We start from the raw sequence: 16,559 nt of genomic DNA, 5'->3' as shown, positions 1-16,559 counted from the left end.
ATTAATATTTTAGGACAAATCAAAAAGTCATATATTATTTAAACCCTTAAATTTATTTATTTCTTTTTAAGAATAAAGTTAAAATAACAGTACATATAGAAATCCAAGTAAATTCCCTCACCATATCCGCAAAATAGGCCCTTGTCCACCAAAGTAAATTTGGAAATAAAATCAACAAAATTGATAACTGTATATATTTCTGTTTTAAAAATAGTTCTTGGAATTTTAAAGAAATATAACTAATTAACATTCCGATAAATGCTATAAAAATCATTCCATAATAGCCAAAACTATAAAACGCTTCACCTAAATAGGAACCGCCCAGAAACGACCTTAAATGTGCAGGATAATTGTAAATGTATATTGTTTTCGGAATAGTAAAGTCCAACACACCACCTACATTTGGAAATATATTCAATAATGATAGAAGATAGTTTAATCCATATTGAAAATCATTATTGAATGAAAAAAATTCTATCGAAATACCTAATGTAATTATTGTAATACCAAACTCTGCTATGACAGAAAATGGAGAGAAATCTACAAATGTTGATTTTAAAACATCTATAAAGGTATTCACATCATTTATGGACATCATACGAGTTCGACTGATAAACGTGGTTAAAAATCCTACCATATAAATTAAAAATAAATATAAAGGAATCTTAAAGGACTTGATTTTTTTTATTTTTATAAAGTTATAATATATAAAATATAATGTTAATAAATATAAAATGGGCTCGCCTCTACTACCCGTGAACATTAAAGCACCTTTATAAATTGTTACAAGTATTAGTAATAGCAATACTTTGCTATTATTCGACTTATTACCAATCAATAACATTATTATTCCAATATCACTAAAACTAGCTATAATATACAAAAAGCTAGGAATACCCAATTGAAAAGTATCTAAATAATTTCCATTTGCATATAAAATAATTTTATTAATATCGATATATAGCATGGGCAATAAGCCTGCAAAAAGTAGTATGGTACCAATATTTCTGGTTAGAGCTAATTGATTATTTTCATTTTCTAAAAGTTTAGGAACAATTTTTATTGTTTTAGTATTTATAAAAATCACAGACATCCCCAGAATGAGAAACAAATGGCAGCACAAAGAAAAAAAAGAGGCATCTTTAAACATTTTAGTTGAAATCGTGGACATGGGATCCCAAGGTAATTCTACATTAATATTAAACCCAAAAATTATTACTAACCCAAGATGAGTTATAAATGAAAATAGTAGAAAAAGTGTAGTTAATGAGAAGAATTTCCCTTCTAATTTCCTTACTGTAACGATATTAATAATTAACTGAATTATCGATAATAGGGCAAATAGAAATACCCATTTTTGAAAAGGATAATCTTTTATATAAATGGCAACACCTATAAGTGCTAAATTAATTGATAACGCGTTTAAAACCGTCATTAAACCTTCAATATTTTTTCTTTTCGCTAAAATAGAATCATTTAATAAAATTTCCCCCATATTATATCTCCTAATAATATTTTTATTATAAATGTTAAAAAATTTAGTGTTATATATTTTAATTCTAAATAATAGTACTCCAAAGTCTTGATGTGGGAGCCTTGCTAATTGGATGAAATTTTCTTAACTATTAAAATTTATGATTTGAATAAATCATTTCATATTTTTTTACAACGCTTTCCTTATCATATTCAATCTTTTCTAAGGATTTTATAATTTCCATTTGACTTATTTCATCGGTTTTTTTACCCTCTTTTATCATATCTATCCAGTCTTCAACTGATAATGTTGAACACTGATGAAAGAGCCCAGCTTTAATGTCATTCGTTTTTGGGACCCCTTTCGATACAATACAGTTTACTCCAGATATTTGGGCTTCCAATAATGCCATCGACATCCCCTCAGAGAATGATGGCATTAATAAGGTATTGGATATTTGAAGAATTTCTCTTACTTTATCTGTATTTCCAAACATTTCCACTTTATTCTCCATTTGATTTCCTTTTATATATTCCTCTAATTGATTTGAATCTGGCCCATCCCCTGCGATAAGTAAAAATGAATTTGAATTATCTCTTAAAATCTCTTTAAATATTTTTAATGCAAACAGGGGGTTTTTTTCTCCGCCTAAATATCCAATAAAACAGTATATTTCAATATTTTTGGGGATGTTGTGTTGAAACATAAATTCATCTATTTCTTCTTTATTAACCTTTAAGTATTTTTTGTGATCAATAAAATTGGGTATAAAATCAAATTCATTCCCAAAAATATACTTACCTGATATTTCCGCGCAAGCTATTTTTTTTGTGCAATATCTTCTATTAAAATATTTTAAAATTGAATATAACCCTTTACTCATTAAAAATTGCTTAGAATTTCTACTGCCATGTGCATGTCCTATTCGTATAGAGATATTTTCTTTTTTTGCAGCTAGACAAGATAACCAAATAAAACTTGAGGTGTGTGCATGTATTGCATCATAAGGACCGTTATTTCGTATTATTTCTCTTATTTTTTTTACATATTTAAATGGGGTTGTCTCACTTATCCTTTTAACTACAAAGTATTTCCCTTTTATTTTTGCTATTCTTTGTACTACATCATTGTTAGGTTGTTTATAAAGAATATAATCAAAAATATAATTATCTGTATCTGTTGCCTCTGCAATATTAAGTACAACTGAGGCAATACCACCGCTATTTAGATTATCTACTACCACCAATATTCTTTTCATCAATTTAACTCCTTAAATAGAAGGTAATGCTATCTCCTGCAGTTCACTACCTTTCTTTAAATATAGATTTAAATATTCGATATATTGATTTTTCATGTTATATTTATTTGCTCTATTTATACAACTTGAAGAATTAATCAACTTACTAGTTCTATATGTTTTTAAACAATCTATTATTCCTCTAGTATTTTTAGGAGCTATTATTCTCCCACATGTTTCATCTATACTCTCGTAACTCCCTCCTGAATTAAATGTAAATACAGGTGTTCCACAAGCTAATGCTTCAATATTAGTTGTTGGAAAATTATCCTCTAAAGTTGGATTTACAAAAACATCTGCAGCTGAATAAATTTCCGCTAAATCTTTCGTGCTATTCGTTAAAGAAATACCAATTATTTGTTTAGGCAATTCTTTTTTCTGCTTTTCTGTCAAACCTACTAGAACTATCACTTCATCGTCTTCAAGATAATTTGAAAGTTCAATAAAGTGATTTAGACCTTTTTTTTGATTCCAAATATTTGCTACTCCTAAAATCATAAACTTATTCATTAAATTATGTTTTTTTCGAAAACTGCTGTTTGTTGTTGGTTTAAAAACATCTAAATTTATACCATTATGAATTACTTTAATAGGATACTCACTTAAGAAAGACTGGTTTACTAAACTAGCTAGCCATTTCGATGGGGTAATAATTGTTAAATCCTTAAGCCCTGTAAATAATGCTTTTTTCTTCAAAAAATTTTGCTCAGAATTATCCTTAAATAAACTTGCTGGATACTCTTTTTTTTCTGGACATTCAAAACATCCTAATTCCCACTTTTTGCAACCTACAAATTCAAAATGAGAACAGTGTCCAGTAAAAGCCCAACAGTCGTGAAGTGTCCAAATAACACGTTTATTACTTTGTTTTAAATAATTGAATAGCAATTCGATATTGATATAATATCCATGAAGATTATGGAGATGAATAATCTCAGGATTTATTTCTTCTAGATTTTTTATAAATGCTTTTGTTGCCTTTACTGATCCAAATCCATGTTTGTCGAATATTCTTGTTAATCCTACATGTAAATAATTATCATAGTTAGTACCTATTCTTATTGGGTTTTCACAATTTTTAGGTGTATTCCTTCCATAAGCAATGTAACTCTTATAGCTATTTTCAATCAAAGTATGGTGAATATCGGTAGCTATCCTGCCAGTGCTTCCTATCCCACAAACTGAGTTTATTTGTACAACTCTCATCAATTCACCAGCCCCCACACGACCCGATTCACATAATGTGTGTAAGACAAAATAATCCTCAAAACTTTATCTGAAACATTCGGCATTCCGTAGTCTTTCACTAGCGTTAACGTGTCCGTTTCCTGTGTTTCTAAAATCTCCAACCCTTGTAAAATTCTTTCCTTTTCAAGACCGACCATCATAACAGACGCTTCTTCCATCGCTTCTGGGCGTTCATGCGCTTGGCGAATATTGAGTGCTTTGAAGCCTAGAATGGATGATTCTTCACTAATTGTTCCACTATCACTCAGCACTGCTTTTGATTTTGATTGCAGCTTCACATAATCGTTAAACCCTAAAGGCTTCATGATTTTGATCAGTGGGTTAAACTCAATCCCCTTACTGTCAATCATTTTTAGCGTTCTTGGATGAGTGCTCACGATAACTGGAAGCTGGTACTTTTGAGCAATGGCATTTAAGCTTTCCACTAAATCAAGGAAATTTCTGCTTGAGTTAATATTTTCTTCGCGGTGTGCAGATACAACAAAATAACGACCTTCTTCAAGTGCTAATGTTTGTACGATATCCGACTGTTCGATGTCCGCTTTTTTCGAATGAAGCACTTCAAACATCGGACTTCCTGTCTTAATAATTCGATCTGCCGGAAAGCCCTCTCGTAACAGGTATTCCCTCGCAATATCACTATATGTTAAATTTATATCCGAAATATGATCGACGATTTTACGATTTGTTTCCTCTGGCACGCGTTGATCAAAGCAGCGATTACCTGCTTCCATATGGAAAATCGGTATCTGCCTTCTTTTCGCAGCAATTGCACATAAGCAACTGTTCGTATCTCCTAATACTAAAAATGCATCAGGCTGCACTTCCTCTAATACAGGATCAATTTTATTTAAAATGTTACCGATTGTTTCAGTTGCTGTTCCGGTAGCTGCATTTAAGAAAAAATCTGGCTTCTTCAATCCGAAATCTTTAAAGAAAACTTCATTCAGTTCATAATCATAGTTTTGTCCGGTATGAACAAGCGTATGTTCAATGACTTGAGACTCTTCTAGCTTATTGATTACGGCAGACAAGCGAATAATTTCTGGTCGCGTTCCTACTACTGTCATTACTTTTAGTTTTTTCAAGCTTTATACCTCCAAATAGTACGTATCCGGCTTAACTGGATCGAAGCATTCATTTACCCAAATGACTGTTACAAGATCGGTGTTTCCTATGTTAATTAGGGAATGGGTATAGCCTGTAGGAATATCAACAACCTGTAGCTTATCTCCATTCACCCTATATTCAATCAGTTCACTCGCGTCGATTTTTCTCAGTCGGATTAACGCTTCTCCACTCACCACTAAAAACTTTTCATTTTTCGTGTGATGCCAATGGTTGCCCTTTTCAATACCTGGCTTCGATCGGTTGATGGATACCTGGCCCCGGTCCGGTGTACGGATAAATTCGGTAAACGAGCCACGGCTGTCAACATTCATCTTTAAGTCATAGGCGAATTGATCTTCCGGCAAAAAATTTAAATACGTGCTATAGAGCTTTTTCGTAAGTGGATCTTGCATATTTTCAATTTGGCCATTCGCTCGGCTGTCTTTAAACTTTTGGATTTGACTGGCTAGCTCGCTCACGGTCATCGTGTACGTTGTCGGCACAACATAAAAATCACCTTCAGCAGTTGGCATCCCACTAAGCGCTTGGAAAAACTCTTCTAATAAGTCATCGATATAACAAAGCGTTAGCCTCGCCTCGGGATCATGGATTTGGATCTCTTGGTTCCGTGCAATATGATGGCAATACGTAGCGACAACACTGTTGTAATTCGGTTTACTCCATTTACCAAATACGTTTGGTAATCGGTAAATATACACGGGTGCTCCTATTTCTTGTTGGTATTGAAGCAACAACTCTTCCATTGCCTTTTTACTTCGCCCATATGGATTATCTAATTCTGCTTGGGTCGATGAAGTTGTTACAATAGGCGCCTGCTTTTGGCTTTTCTTTAGTAACTCTAGTAAACGAGAAGTAAATTCATAGTTACCTTCCATAAATTCATGCGCATGCTTGGGTCTGTTTACCCCAGCCAAATGAAATACAAAGTCACACGCCTCGGTATAGGTTTCAAGCAGTGCGGGATCCGTGTCTCTTGTAAACTCAAAGATTTCATTAAACCCTAGATTATTCAGTTCCGCAATGAGGTTTTTCCCGATAAATCCATTCGCACCTGTCACTAAAATTTTCATCTCTGCACGCCACCTTTTAGTTTAAAATATGGGTTACTTGAGCCCATTGCTTCAATTCCGCTTGAATGTAGTCTAACTGTAGTAGTGTTTCTTTAATTTCCTCGATCGTTAACTTTTTCGTATTATCCGAATTGTATTCTTGAACTGTTGTGAGTCTCAGGTCGCCATCTTCAAAATATTTATTGTAATTAAGGTCTCGTTGGTCAGCTGGCACTTTAAAGAAGCCTGCTAAGTCTTCTGCCACAGCAAATTCTTCTTTTGTCAGCAAGGTTTCATAGCGTTTTTCTCCGTGCCTTGTGCCGATGATTTGAATTTCGTTGTCCACATTAAATAATTCCTTCAATGCTTGTGCGAGGTCGCCAATCGTACTAGCCGGCGATTTTTGAACCATAATATCGCCTGCTTGTGCAAATTCAAACGCGAATAATACGAGCTCCACCGCTTCTTCTAAACTCATTAAAAACCTTGTCATGTTAGGGTCTGTGATTGTCAGTGGCAGCCCCTGTTTTATTTGTTCAATAAATAAAGGAATGACGGAGCCGCGCGAGGCCATGACATTGCCATACCTTGTGCCGCAAATGACGGTTTTTTCTGGGGAAACCGTTTTTGATTTTGCGACAAACACCTTTTCCATCATGGCTTTTGAAATGCCCATCGCGTTGATCGGATAGGCAGCTTTATCTGTAGATAAGCAAATGACCTTTTTCACACCGCATTCGATTGCGACATGTAATACATTTTCTGTTCCTAAAATGTTTGTTTTGACCGCCTCAAGTGGGAAAAACTCACACGAAGGAACTTGCTTTAAGGCTGCTGCATGGAATATATAATCCACACCGTGCATCGCATTTTTTAAGCTATCACGATTACGGACATCACCAAGATAAAAGGCTAATTTATCGCTGTTATACTTTTTTCGCATATCGTCCTGTTTTTTTTCATCACGGGAAAAAATACGAATTTCTTTTATATCTGTATCTAGGAATCTTTCCATTACAGCATTGCCGAACGAACCGGTGCCACCTGTGATCATTAACGTTTTATCTCGAAACATGTCAAACCTCCATTTTTATAAGCGTTTCTTCCAGCACTGCTAAAAATCGCTCTTTACTATAGTTTTTGCAGTAGTAGTCATATGAATTTGTCGCCATTTGTTCCTTTTCGCTATTTTGGCAAAATTGCACAATTAAATTGGCCAGCGCGCTCACATTTTCTGCCTCACAGCAGTATCCGCAAGCTGCGGCTTCGATTACTTCACTTGTTTCACCATTAATTGCTCCGATAATTGGTTTGCCAGCTGCCATATAAGACTGAACTTTCCCAGGTAATGTAGAGGAAAGCTCTGCATCATCTTTTAATGTAATGAGCATCGCATCGGCTAAACTGTAATAATTCGGCATTTCATTGAGCGGTTTTCGTCCGTGAAAAAGGATATTTTCAAGCCCCAAATTTTTACTCAAAGCTTTGCATTCCTCTAATTTCGAACCATCTCCTACGATGTGAAACTGGATAGATGCGTCATTTCGTAAAAGGTCTGCCGCCTTTATGAGTGTGTCGACGCTTTGCATTTCTCCGATATTACCGGCAAATACAAAATGAAACTGCTTCCCTTTATCCACTTCGACTTTTTCCGTAAATAAAGCTTCCGCATATTGTGGCAAATGCACAATGGCTGATGAATTGACACCAATCGTATCGTTCAGATAGCTTTGAAACATCGTTGAACTCACCGCAATCTGGTCCGCAGAGCGATAAATCCACGTGGATAGATGAGAAAATAGCTTATAAATACGTGAATCTTTTTGAATGCCTCCTGCTGTCAAACTAGCGGGCCATAGATCAAGGCAATATAGGAGCATCTTTTTGTTGTGCTTCTTTTTATAGACCATTGCAGGAATGCCCATCATGACAGGTGATAGTTGATTGACGAATACCGCGTCATACTTCTCCTTCATCAACAGCGTCTTATAGGAAGCAGATAAGGCAAAACTAAAATAATTTAACAGAAGGGTTGCTTTCCGATTGCCACGCCCAATTTCAAAGCTACGGATGACATTGACCCCATTAATGACTTCTTTTCGATTTTTTCCACCGCGATAAGCATCCAATACGTTTCCCTCTGGATAGTTTGGCAATCCGGTTAAAACGGTGACATCATGCCCTCTTTCTACGAGTGCTTCACAAATATCTGATATACGGAAAGGCTCAGGATAGTAATACTGGCAAATAACAAGTAGCTTCATAAGTAAATTAGCCTCCACTGATTGAATGTCATTTAACGTTCCTTCGAATTAATCGCACCCGTACCGCCTTCAACAACTCCTACTGTTGTAAAAATGTTGAGGATTGTTCCAAAGAAGCACTTCACATCCATCCAAAAACTGAAATGCCTTACGTAATCGCCATCCAGCCTTGCTTTGTCTTCAATCGTCAGTTCATCGCGCCCATTAATTTGAGCCCAGCCTGTTAACCCTGGTAAAATATCATTCGCCCCGTACTGATCACGTTCAGCAATTAAATCGTATTGATTCCATAGTGCTGGTCTTGGTCCAATCAAACTGATGTGCCCAACGAAGATGTTCCAAATTTGCGGCAACTCATCTAAACTAGTTTTCCGAAGCAATCTTCCTATTTTCGTCAGATACTGCTCAGGATTTTCTAATAAATGAGTCGGTGTATCTTTAGGCGTATCGATACGCATCGTTCGAAATTTCAAAATCGTAAAATGACGTTTATGAATGCCGACTCTTTTTTGTTTGAAAAGAATCGGCCCTTTTGAATCGAGTTTGATGGCAATCACCAATAGTAAAAATAAAGGGGATAAAAGGATGCCTGCCGTAAAAGAAAAGATAATATCCATTAGTCTTTTGATAATCTTATACAAGGGGTTCCAGCTCCTTCACTCATAATTTAGGAAACGGTGTATTTATAACGCCTTATTAAGCAAGTGAATTTCTTTAGTGGTTGCGTCCCAATTCCCATTAGCGACATCGATCAGCTTTTGTTTTAATTCCGCTACTGGACATTGCTCCAATTCGATTAAAACAGCAGCCAATTGATAGGCTTCCATGCAATTCGCTTTGCCAACGTGGATTTTCGGATAGACATGCTCCTCCTGAATTTCCGCAGCATTTAGCAATTCCTCAAACATTTTTTCGCCTGGGCGAATGCCTGAGAATTCAATCTCAATTTCTTCTTCGCTAAAGCCGGATAAGCGAATTAAATTTTTCGCGAGGTCAACGATTTTCAAAGGCTCTCCCATATCAAGCACGAATACTTCCCCGCCATGCGCAAGCGCCCCGGCCTGTAACACAAGTCGCGAAGCTTCTGGAATCGTCATAAAATAGCGGGTCATTTCTGGATGGGTAACTGTGACAGGGCCTCCCATAGCAATCTGTGCTTTAAATCTCGGGATAACACTACCGCGAGAGCCAAGCACATTACCAAAACGTACCGCTGCAAAATTCGTATCACTATAAGTCGCTAAATGTTGAATAATCATTTCAGCGATTCGCTTCGTTGCTCCCATGACATTTGGCGGATTCACTGCTTTATCCGTTGAAATCATGACAAAATTGGACACACCAAATGTATGCGCAGCTTCTGCTACATTTTTTGTTCCAAAAATATTATTTTTCACCGCTTCACGTGGGTTACATTCCATCATCGGTACATGCTTATGCGCAGCAGCATGATAAATAACGTCAGGCTGAAACTGCTGAACGACTTCAAAAATCCGTTCCCTGTCCTGTACATCTGCAATGACGGGAATAAACTCCACGCCTTTGTATTCTATTTTTTCTGATAACTCGAGGTGGATTGTGTAAATGGAATTTTCTCCGTGACCGAGTAAGATGAGTTGTTGTGGTTGGAATTGTGCTACTTGTCGGCAAATTTCTGAACCGATAGAACCGCCAGCACCTGTTACGAGGATTATTTTATTTGTTAGATTATTAGAGAGTGCCATCATATCGAGCTTTACTTCTTCACGTCCAAGAAGGTCTTCGATTTTGATTTCTTGCATATCATTGACCGAAACTTTCCCAGTCATGACATCTTCAATTTTCGGCATGATTTTTATCGTTGCTTTTGTCGCGACACACCGTGTATAAATTTCTTGAATTTCTCTTTTACTTAGAGAGGGAATCGCCAAAATAATTTCTTGAATCCCTTTTTCCTGCACAATGTGTGGAATATCTTTTGTAGTGCCACATACACTTACGTCCATTAATTTTAAATGCTGTTTATTTCGATCATCATCGACAAAGGCAACGACCTGATATTCAGCAGGATGTTTTCTAATGCTACGTAAAAGCATAGTCCCCGCTTCTCCCGCGCCAATGATGAGTACTTTTTTCAAATCGCCATTCGGTTGAGTTGTCGTCCGATCGTGCGCAATTCTAAGTAAAAAGCGTGAGCCCCCGATTAACAGAATGAGTAAGAGCCACGTCACAATCATAATGCGCACATACACATCGCCTTTTAGTACATATTGCATGACACTTGCGGTTACTACAGCTGTCGTCACCGCATAACTGATAGTCAGCAATTCTCTGACTGATGCTAAACTCCAAATCCGATTATAGAGTTGGAAGAAATACGCCATAATATGATAGCTCATTAGCAAGGTTATGGCGCTCAGGATAAGCAATGAATCCGCGGAAATCTTAAGTGTCGGATGCAATAAAAAATAACTAATATAAATCGCTGATAACACAATAAGTGAATCGAGAATGGAAAATATCGTATACCGAGCTGTGTAATTCACTATTTATCCTCCCTAAAAATAGTCGTGCATTTAGAACGCGTGATTTAGATTATATGTTGCTGTAACCGCGTTGTATTCCTTGTGGTGAAAATTTTCACACCTCTTGATGCAGATTATTTTGCTCAAATCGCCAGGCGTCTTTGCACATGGTGATGACATCGCGTTTTGCGATCCATTGTAGTTCTCTTCTTGCCTTGTCTACATCTGCATAACAGCACGCGATATCGCCTGATCGACGAGGTACCATTTTATAGCTTATCGTCACACCATTCGCCTGTTCAAAGGCTTTTACTAGCTGTAAAACGCTCGTGCCTTGACCTGTTCCAAGATTATAAATATGGGCACCTTTTTTGAGGTAGGTTAACGCAGCCACATGCCCTTCTGCTAAATCCATCACATGAATATAATCACGTACACCGGTGCCATCAATTGTTGGATAGTCATTGCCAAAGATGCTTAAATCGTCTATTTTGCCTTTCGCAACTTGTGTTAGATAGGGCATTAAATTATTCGGAATGCCAGTTGGTACTTCTCCAATCAACCCACTTTCATGGGCACCGACTGGATTAAAATAACGTAGAAGTGACACGGAAAATAAGGGATTGGCCTTTGCGATATCTGTTAAAATCCGCTCACACATGGCTTTTGTTTCACCATATGGGTTGGTTGTCGGGTATCGCTCCATTGTCTCTACAAATGGCACCTCGTTTTCACCGTATACCGTAGCCGACGAGCTAAATACAAATCGATTAATGCCATATTTTAAACAACTGTTCACCAGCACAAGCGTACTGATCAGATTATTCTCGTAATACGTTGCTGGTTTTTCTACCGATTCACCGACCGCCTTTAATCCGGCGAAATGAATGACACCGTCAATGTGATTTGTTTCAAAAATTCGCTCAACCGCTTGTCTATCGGATATATCCACCTCGTAAAAAGGAATTTCTTGATTCGTAATCCGTTTGATAGTTTCTATGGACTCTCTTTTACTATTGCTGAGATTATCCGCGACAACCACTGTATGACCTGCTTCAATAAGCGCTATACACGTATGTGTTCCAATGTATCCCGCACCACCCGTTACTAAAATATTCGTTGTCGTCCCTCCTCTGTTACTAGTTTTCGAGTAAGGGCACAATCGATCTACATCCTGCCCGTGGTCTTTCTAACAGTTAGCTTATTCATTAAATTCCAAAATTATTCAAATACGCTAAAAAAAGAGAACAGAACCTTGTATTCGACAAAGTTCTATCCTCTTTCAACTCTCGTATTCTTCTATTATTACGCGGCTTCTTTCATACGCTTTCTACTTTTTACAAAAGAACTGATTAGTGAAGCTACTAGAATGCCACAAGCTGCACCCGCGCTATCAATGAGCACATCCTTTACCTGAGCGCCTCGCCCTGAGACAAATAACTGATGGACTTCATCTGATATCGCATAGAGCATACAAATGTAAAACGCAACTCGTTCTTTTCTAAAACCTTTCATCTTACGGTTCTTTAATGCGGTAAACACGAACAAACCGAGGCAGAAAAAAATAAAGAAATGCGCGTTTTTTCGAATGATGTGATGCAATCGGTCCACTGATAACTCATCCGTCGGCGCAATAATATCGACCATTTCAATAATTCGTTCGGTTATGCCTGAGCTTAAATCACTCGATTTTTCGACCGGTTGTTGAGAAAAATAAAAGATCAGCAGCATCCATATAATTACGATAATCCAAATAATATATTTTCGCATGTTCGGTTATTTCCACCTCCACTATCCAGTCTTATCCTATTATTTGAATACTCATTCGGTTTTATCTAAAATTAGGAAACAAAAAACACCTATCGTTAGAAAACGGGTAACCCCGAACGATAGGTATTTAGATTTTTTAGTTATCCACGAAATGGATTGTCTTCGTTAATTAGCACGCGCTCTTGGCGGATTGCTTTTCCTGTATTATCATCAATCTCTACGAAGAAGGCACTTAATACGGCGCGGCCTCTTTTCGGTACCTCGTAGCGTGCAGGCATGTTTGTTAAGAATTTATAAATGACATTGTCTTTCCCCATACCTAGTACTTCATCGTAAGGGCCTGTCATACCAACATCAGTAATATACGCCGTACCTCCTGGGTAGATGCGGTTATCAGCTGTTTGTACATGTGTATGCGTACCAACAACAACCGACGCTTTACCTTCTAAATGCCAACTTAATGCAATTTTTTCACTTGTTGCTTCTGCATGGAAATCAACGAAAACAACTGGTGATGTTTTACGTGCCTCTTCAACAAGCTCTAAGCCCATAGCAAATGGATCTTCATGTGGCGGTAAAAACACACGACCATGTAAGTTAATAACTGAGATTGTCACACCATTTTTCGTTACTTGCGTCATCCCTTGACCTGGTGCGTCTTTCGAGAAGTTCGCCGGGCGTACTAAATAATCAGCATCATCGATAAAATCAAAAATGTCTTTGTTATCCCACGTGTGGTTCCCCATCGTAATGACGTCCACACCCATTTGTAATAAATCCGTATAAATAGCACGTGTAATCCCGCGGCCTGCTGCTGCGTTTTCACCGTTTGCAATGACAACATCTAAATTATACTTTTTCTTTAAACGCGGTAAATACTGCTCTACTGCATCGCGCCCAATAGAACCAACGATATCACCAATAAATAATACTTTCATAAATAAACCACACTTTCTAATCGTTCAATTATATCTTCCATTCGCACATTTCGACGTGCCAAAAGAAGTAACACATCTTATTATTTTAACACTGTTTTACTTATGTAGGCAATTCAAATAGCATTTCACTTTATTAATTGGCTGGCTACGGCAAGAAAGCAAATTCAAAGTCAGGATCGGCTGACTTTGAATTCTGTGCCGAAAGCGAAGCGACAGGCACATTAACTCGCACCATGTGAGTTTAGCCGCTTGAGGCGGTGCTTCTGCGGTGGTCAAAATGAATTCTCACCATCCTCGGCGCAAAGAAAAATTCTAAAAAGTGTTTTAGAATTTTCCTTTCATGCCGTTTGCGATGCCAGCCAATCATAAAATGTCACTCTCGTTATTAAGTTAAGAACGTGAAACCAAGCCGCTTGCGCTTTTGCGACGAAAGCGGAGCGCCAGGAGCAGGACTTTTTGGTAGTTAAAAGTTATTCCTTTTTCATTTAATCTACTTAAATCAATGCTCTGCTTTATCTTATTCAGTACAGTACAACGAGCAATATTACATTTTTAATAAACCGCTCGTTTCTGCCAATGCCATGCGTGTTCAATCATGTGCTGTAAGGTTTTTTCCGGTTGCCAGCCGAGTTCTCGTTGAATTTTTTTCGTGCTGGCCACTAGAATAGCTGCATCGCCTGCTCGCTTATGCGTCAGTTCAATGTTGGCGCTTTTTCCTGTTACTTGCTCACACTGTTCTATGATTTCTTTCACTGAAAAGCCTAGTTCATTACCAATATTGTAAATCGTAAAATCAGCCTCCCTTTGCAGCAACGCTTCGAGTGCTAGAATATGGGCATTGGCCAAGTCTTCTACGTGAACATAATCGCGAATACAGGTTCCGTCCTCAGTAGGATACGTATCGCCATATAACTTAACGGTTTCTAATTCGCCTCGCAAATGCTGTAAAACCGTCGGAATAAGATGGGTTTCTGGGACATGCCTTTCACCAATCTCACCATCCGCACTTGCACCCGCGACATTAAAATGACGTAGTACGGTACAATTAAACTGATAGGCATGTGCATAATCTTGTAATATTTGCTCTACAAAACCGTTTGAACGCCCGTACGGATTCGTAGGGGCGACCGGACTTCCCTCGTGTAATAATTCTTCACTCGGCGCATAGGTGGCAGCGGACGATGAAAAAATAATATTCTTCACCTGACAATTGCGCATCACGGTAAGTAAACTTAATGTAGCACCCACATTATTTTCGTAATAACGCTGTGGGTTTCTAATCGATTCCGCTACTCCACTAACTGTGGCGAAATGCATAACGGCTTCAATAGGAAACAGTGTAAATACTTGCGTTAAGCGTTGTTCATCTGCTAAATCACCTTCAATAAAAATCGCCTTCGGATCAACCGCTTCCTTATGACCCGTTGATAAATTATCGTACACAACGACTTGCGCGGTTTGTACTAAATGTTTGACGACATGACTGCCAATATAGCCAGCCCCACCAACTACTAATATCATGAACAATGCCCCTCTCTTCGAATAATCATAACTTCCCGCTATTTCATCGAGTGCACAACTGAATTTGTTAAGGACTCCAGTGTTTTCCGTTTATAATGCTCCACACCCGGCTGATCAAATGGATTCACACCTAGTAAACACGCACTCATGGCACATGCTTTCATAAAAAAGTAGCATAAGTACCCGACATGATAGGCATCGAGCTTGTGAACCTCAAGCTCAATCACTGGCACACCTGCGTCTAGATGCGCTCTAATGACACCCTCTTTTGTATGGCAATTGATTTCATTAAAGCTACGATTCGCTAAATCATTCAGCTGATCTATATTGTTTTGGTCGTGCGGAATGACGACATCGCCCTCCATTTGACCAAATGATAGGATTGTTTCAAATAAAATGGGGTTGCCTTGCTGAATGAACTGCCCAATTGAATGCAAATCCGTTGAATAATTTGCACTCGTTGGAAACAAGCCTTTTTGCTGTTTGCCTTCACTTTCACCAAAGAGCTGCTTCCACCATTCGTGTAGTGTCGTTAAGCATGGCTCGAATGAAGCGAGCAACTCTACGTGGTAACCCTTTTTATAATATTCATGACGTAAAATGGCATATTGATAAGCAATATTGTGGTGAATTTCCCTTTTTGAAAGCTGTTTAGCTGCAGTACTCGCACCCTTTAACACCTCGATGATGTCAATTCCTGCTACCGCTAAAGGCAATAAGCTCACAACGGTAAAAAGTGAGTACCGCCCACCAATCGTAGTCGGAATGGGAAAGCAGCGGTAATGATTCAGCTTAGCAATTTCCCGTAATGGACTACTCGTTTCATCCGTTGCCACAAGGATACGGTCGCTGTAATTTTGACCAAACTTAGTTTTCATAAATTGTGTTAACAAACGAAATGTAAGGCATGTTTCAAGTGTTGTACCAGATTTAGAAACAACGTAAACATACGGATTTTTGTGCTGCAAATGCTGTAACAGCTGCTCCATATAGGCGCCACTTAAATTATGCCCCGCATAAATGATTTCAATATCGGACTCTTTAAAATAAGGCGTTAATGCTTGTTGTACCGCCTTTGTGCCGTTATAGGAACCACCAACGCCAATGACAATTAGAGTGTCTGCCTGTGCTTGTATTTCTTCGACGAGCCAATTTAACTCGAATAAGACGGAGCTATTTTGTTCGAGCGGGTCTTGTAGCCATCCGGTTCCTGGTACATTGTGTTCATGTAATTTGTCGTGAATTGCCGTCACAAGTGGTTGGTAAACGGGCCAATTCGCGTCAGTGGCTCCTGTTACAGAACGATGATTCTTTAAGTTGATTGGGTTTATCAAATGCTCACTCTTTTCTACTAAAAATTAAG

Annotated in this window: 14 protein-coding genes; all 14 read right to left on the bottom strand. The window is 37.9% G+C overall.

Translation table 11 applies throughout. The features are described 5' to 3' along the window. Positions 1 to 52: 52 nt before the first annotated feature. Entirely contained in the window at positions 53 to 1,495 is a 1,443-nt protein-coding gene (gene wzy, locus NSQ62_RS04795) for an O-antigen polysaccharide polymerase Wzy (protein WP_341322790.1), read from the bottom strand. Between the two features lie 130 nt (positions 1,496 to 1,625). Further along, positions 1,626 to 2,732 carry a glycosyltransferase gene (locus tag NSQ62_RS04790; protein ID WP_341322789.1) on the bottom strand — a complete coding sequence of 369 codons (1,107 nt, stop codon included), beginning with the start codon at positions 2,730 to 2,732 and terminating at the stop codon, positions 1,626 to 1,628. A gap of 12 nt (positions 2,733 to 2,744) precedes the next feature. Beyond that, on the bottom strand, positions 2,745 to 3,977 hold the full coding sequence (locus NSQ62_RS04785) for a glycosyltransferase (protein WP_341323886.1): 1,233 nt from the start codon (positions 3,975 to 3,977) through the stop codon (positions 2,745 to 2,747). Next, complete coding sequence (wecB, locus tag NSQ62_RS04780) at positions 3,977 to 5,107, bottom strand: UDP-N-acetylglucosamine 2-epimerase (non-hydrolyzing) (RefSeq protein WP_341322788.1); 1,131 nt, start codon at positions 5,105 to 5,107, stop codon at positions 3,977 to 3,979. Before wecB ends, NSQ62_RS04785 begins: the two co-directional genes overlap by 1 nt. Positions 5,108 to 5,110: 3 nt before the next feature. Then, positions 5,111 to 6,220: a capsular polysaccharide biosynthesis protein CapF gene (locus NSQ62_RS04775; RefSeq protein ID WP_341322787.1), complete on the bottom strand. Its 1,110-nt coding sequence runs from the start codon at positions 6,218 to 6,220 to the stop codon at positions 5,111 to 5,113. A gap of 16 nt (positions 6,221 to 6,236) precedes the next feature. Beyond that, the gene (locus NSQ62_RS04770) at positions 6,237 to 7,274 is read right to left on the bottom strand and encodes a polysaccharide biosynthesis protein (RefSeq protein WP_341322786.1); all 1,038 of its coding nucleotides are present in this window, start codon (positions 7,272 to 7,274) and stop codon (positions 6,237 to 6,239) included. Position 7,275: 1 nt separating this feature from the next. After that, positions 7,276 to 8,463 carry a glycosyltransferase family 4 protein gene (locus tag NSQ62_RS04765; RefSeq protein ID WP_341322785.1) on the bottom strand — a complete coding sequence of 396 codons (1,188 nt, stop codon included), beginning with the start codon at positions 8,461 to 8,463 and terminating at the stop codon, positions 7,276 to 7,278. 32 nt (positions 8,464 to 8,495) lie between these two features. Next, the gene (locus NSQ62_RS04760; protein WP_341322784.1) at positions 8,496 to 9,104 is read right to left on the bottom strand and encodes a sugar transferase; all 609 of its coding nucleotides are present in this window, start codon (positions 9,102 to 9,104) and stop codon (positions 8,496 to 8,498) included. A 42-nt stretch (positions 9,105 to 9,146) separates the two neighbouring features. Beyond that, positions 9,147 to 10,988 carry a nucleoside-diphosphate sugar epimerase/dehydratase gene (locus NSQ62_RS04755; protein ID WP_341322783.1) on the bottom strand — a complete coding sequence of 614 codons (1,842 nt, stop codon included), beginning with the start codon at positions 10,986 to 10,988 and terminating at the stop codon, positions 9,147 to 9,149. Positions 10,989 to 11,082: 94 nt separating this feature from the next. Further along, a complete protein-coding gene (galE, locus tag NSQ62_RS04750) occupies positions 11,083 to 12,129 on the bottom strand; it encodes a UDP-glucose 4-epimerase GalE (protein WP_341322782.1) in 1,047 nt (348 codons plus the stop codon). Between the two features lie 143 nt (positions 12,130 to 12,272). Further along, positions 12,273 to 12,737: a VanZ family protein gene (locus tag NSQ62_RS04745; protein ID WP_341322781.1), complete on the bottom strand. Its 465-nt coding sequence runs from the start codon at positions 12,735 to 12,737 to the stop codon at positions 12,273 to 12,275. Positions 12,738 to 12,877: 140 nt separating this feature from the next. Continuing rightward, complete coding sequence (locus NSQ62_RS04740; RefSeq protein WP_341322780.1) at positions 12,878 to 13,675, bottom strand: TIGR00282 family metallophosphoesterase; 798 nt, start codon at positions 13,673 to 13,675, stop codon at positions 12,878 to 12,880. Positions 13,676 to 14,227: 552 nt separating this feature from the next. Further along, positions 14,228 to 15,196: a UDP-glucose 4-epimerase GalE gene (gene galE, locus NSQ62_RS04735; protein WP_341322779.1), complete on the bottom strand. Its 969-nt coding sequence runs from the start codon at positions 15,194 to 15,196 to the stop codon at positions 14,228 to 14,230. Between the two features lie 38 nt (positions 15,197 to 15,234). Beyond that, positions 15,235 to 16,530, bottom strand: a complete 1,296-nt coding sequence (locus tag NSQ62_RS04730) for a glucose-6-phosphate isomerase (RefSeq protein ID WP_341322778.1) — start codon at positions 16,528 to 16,530, stop codon at positions 15,235 to 15,237. Positions 16,531 to 16,559 lie beyond the last annotated feature (29 nt).

Source organism: Solibacillus sp. FSL H8-0523 (assembly GCF_038051985.1).
Taxonomy (GTDB): domain Bacteria; phylum Bacillota; class Bacilli; order Bacillales_A; family Planococcaceae; genus Solibacillus.
The sequence above is the reverse complement of the archived record's forward strand: the minus strand, read 5'-3'. Positions and strand labels throughout refer to the sequence as shown.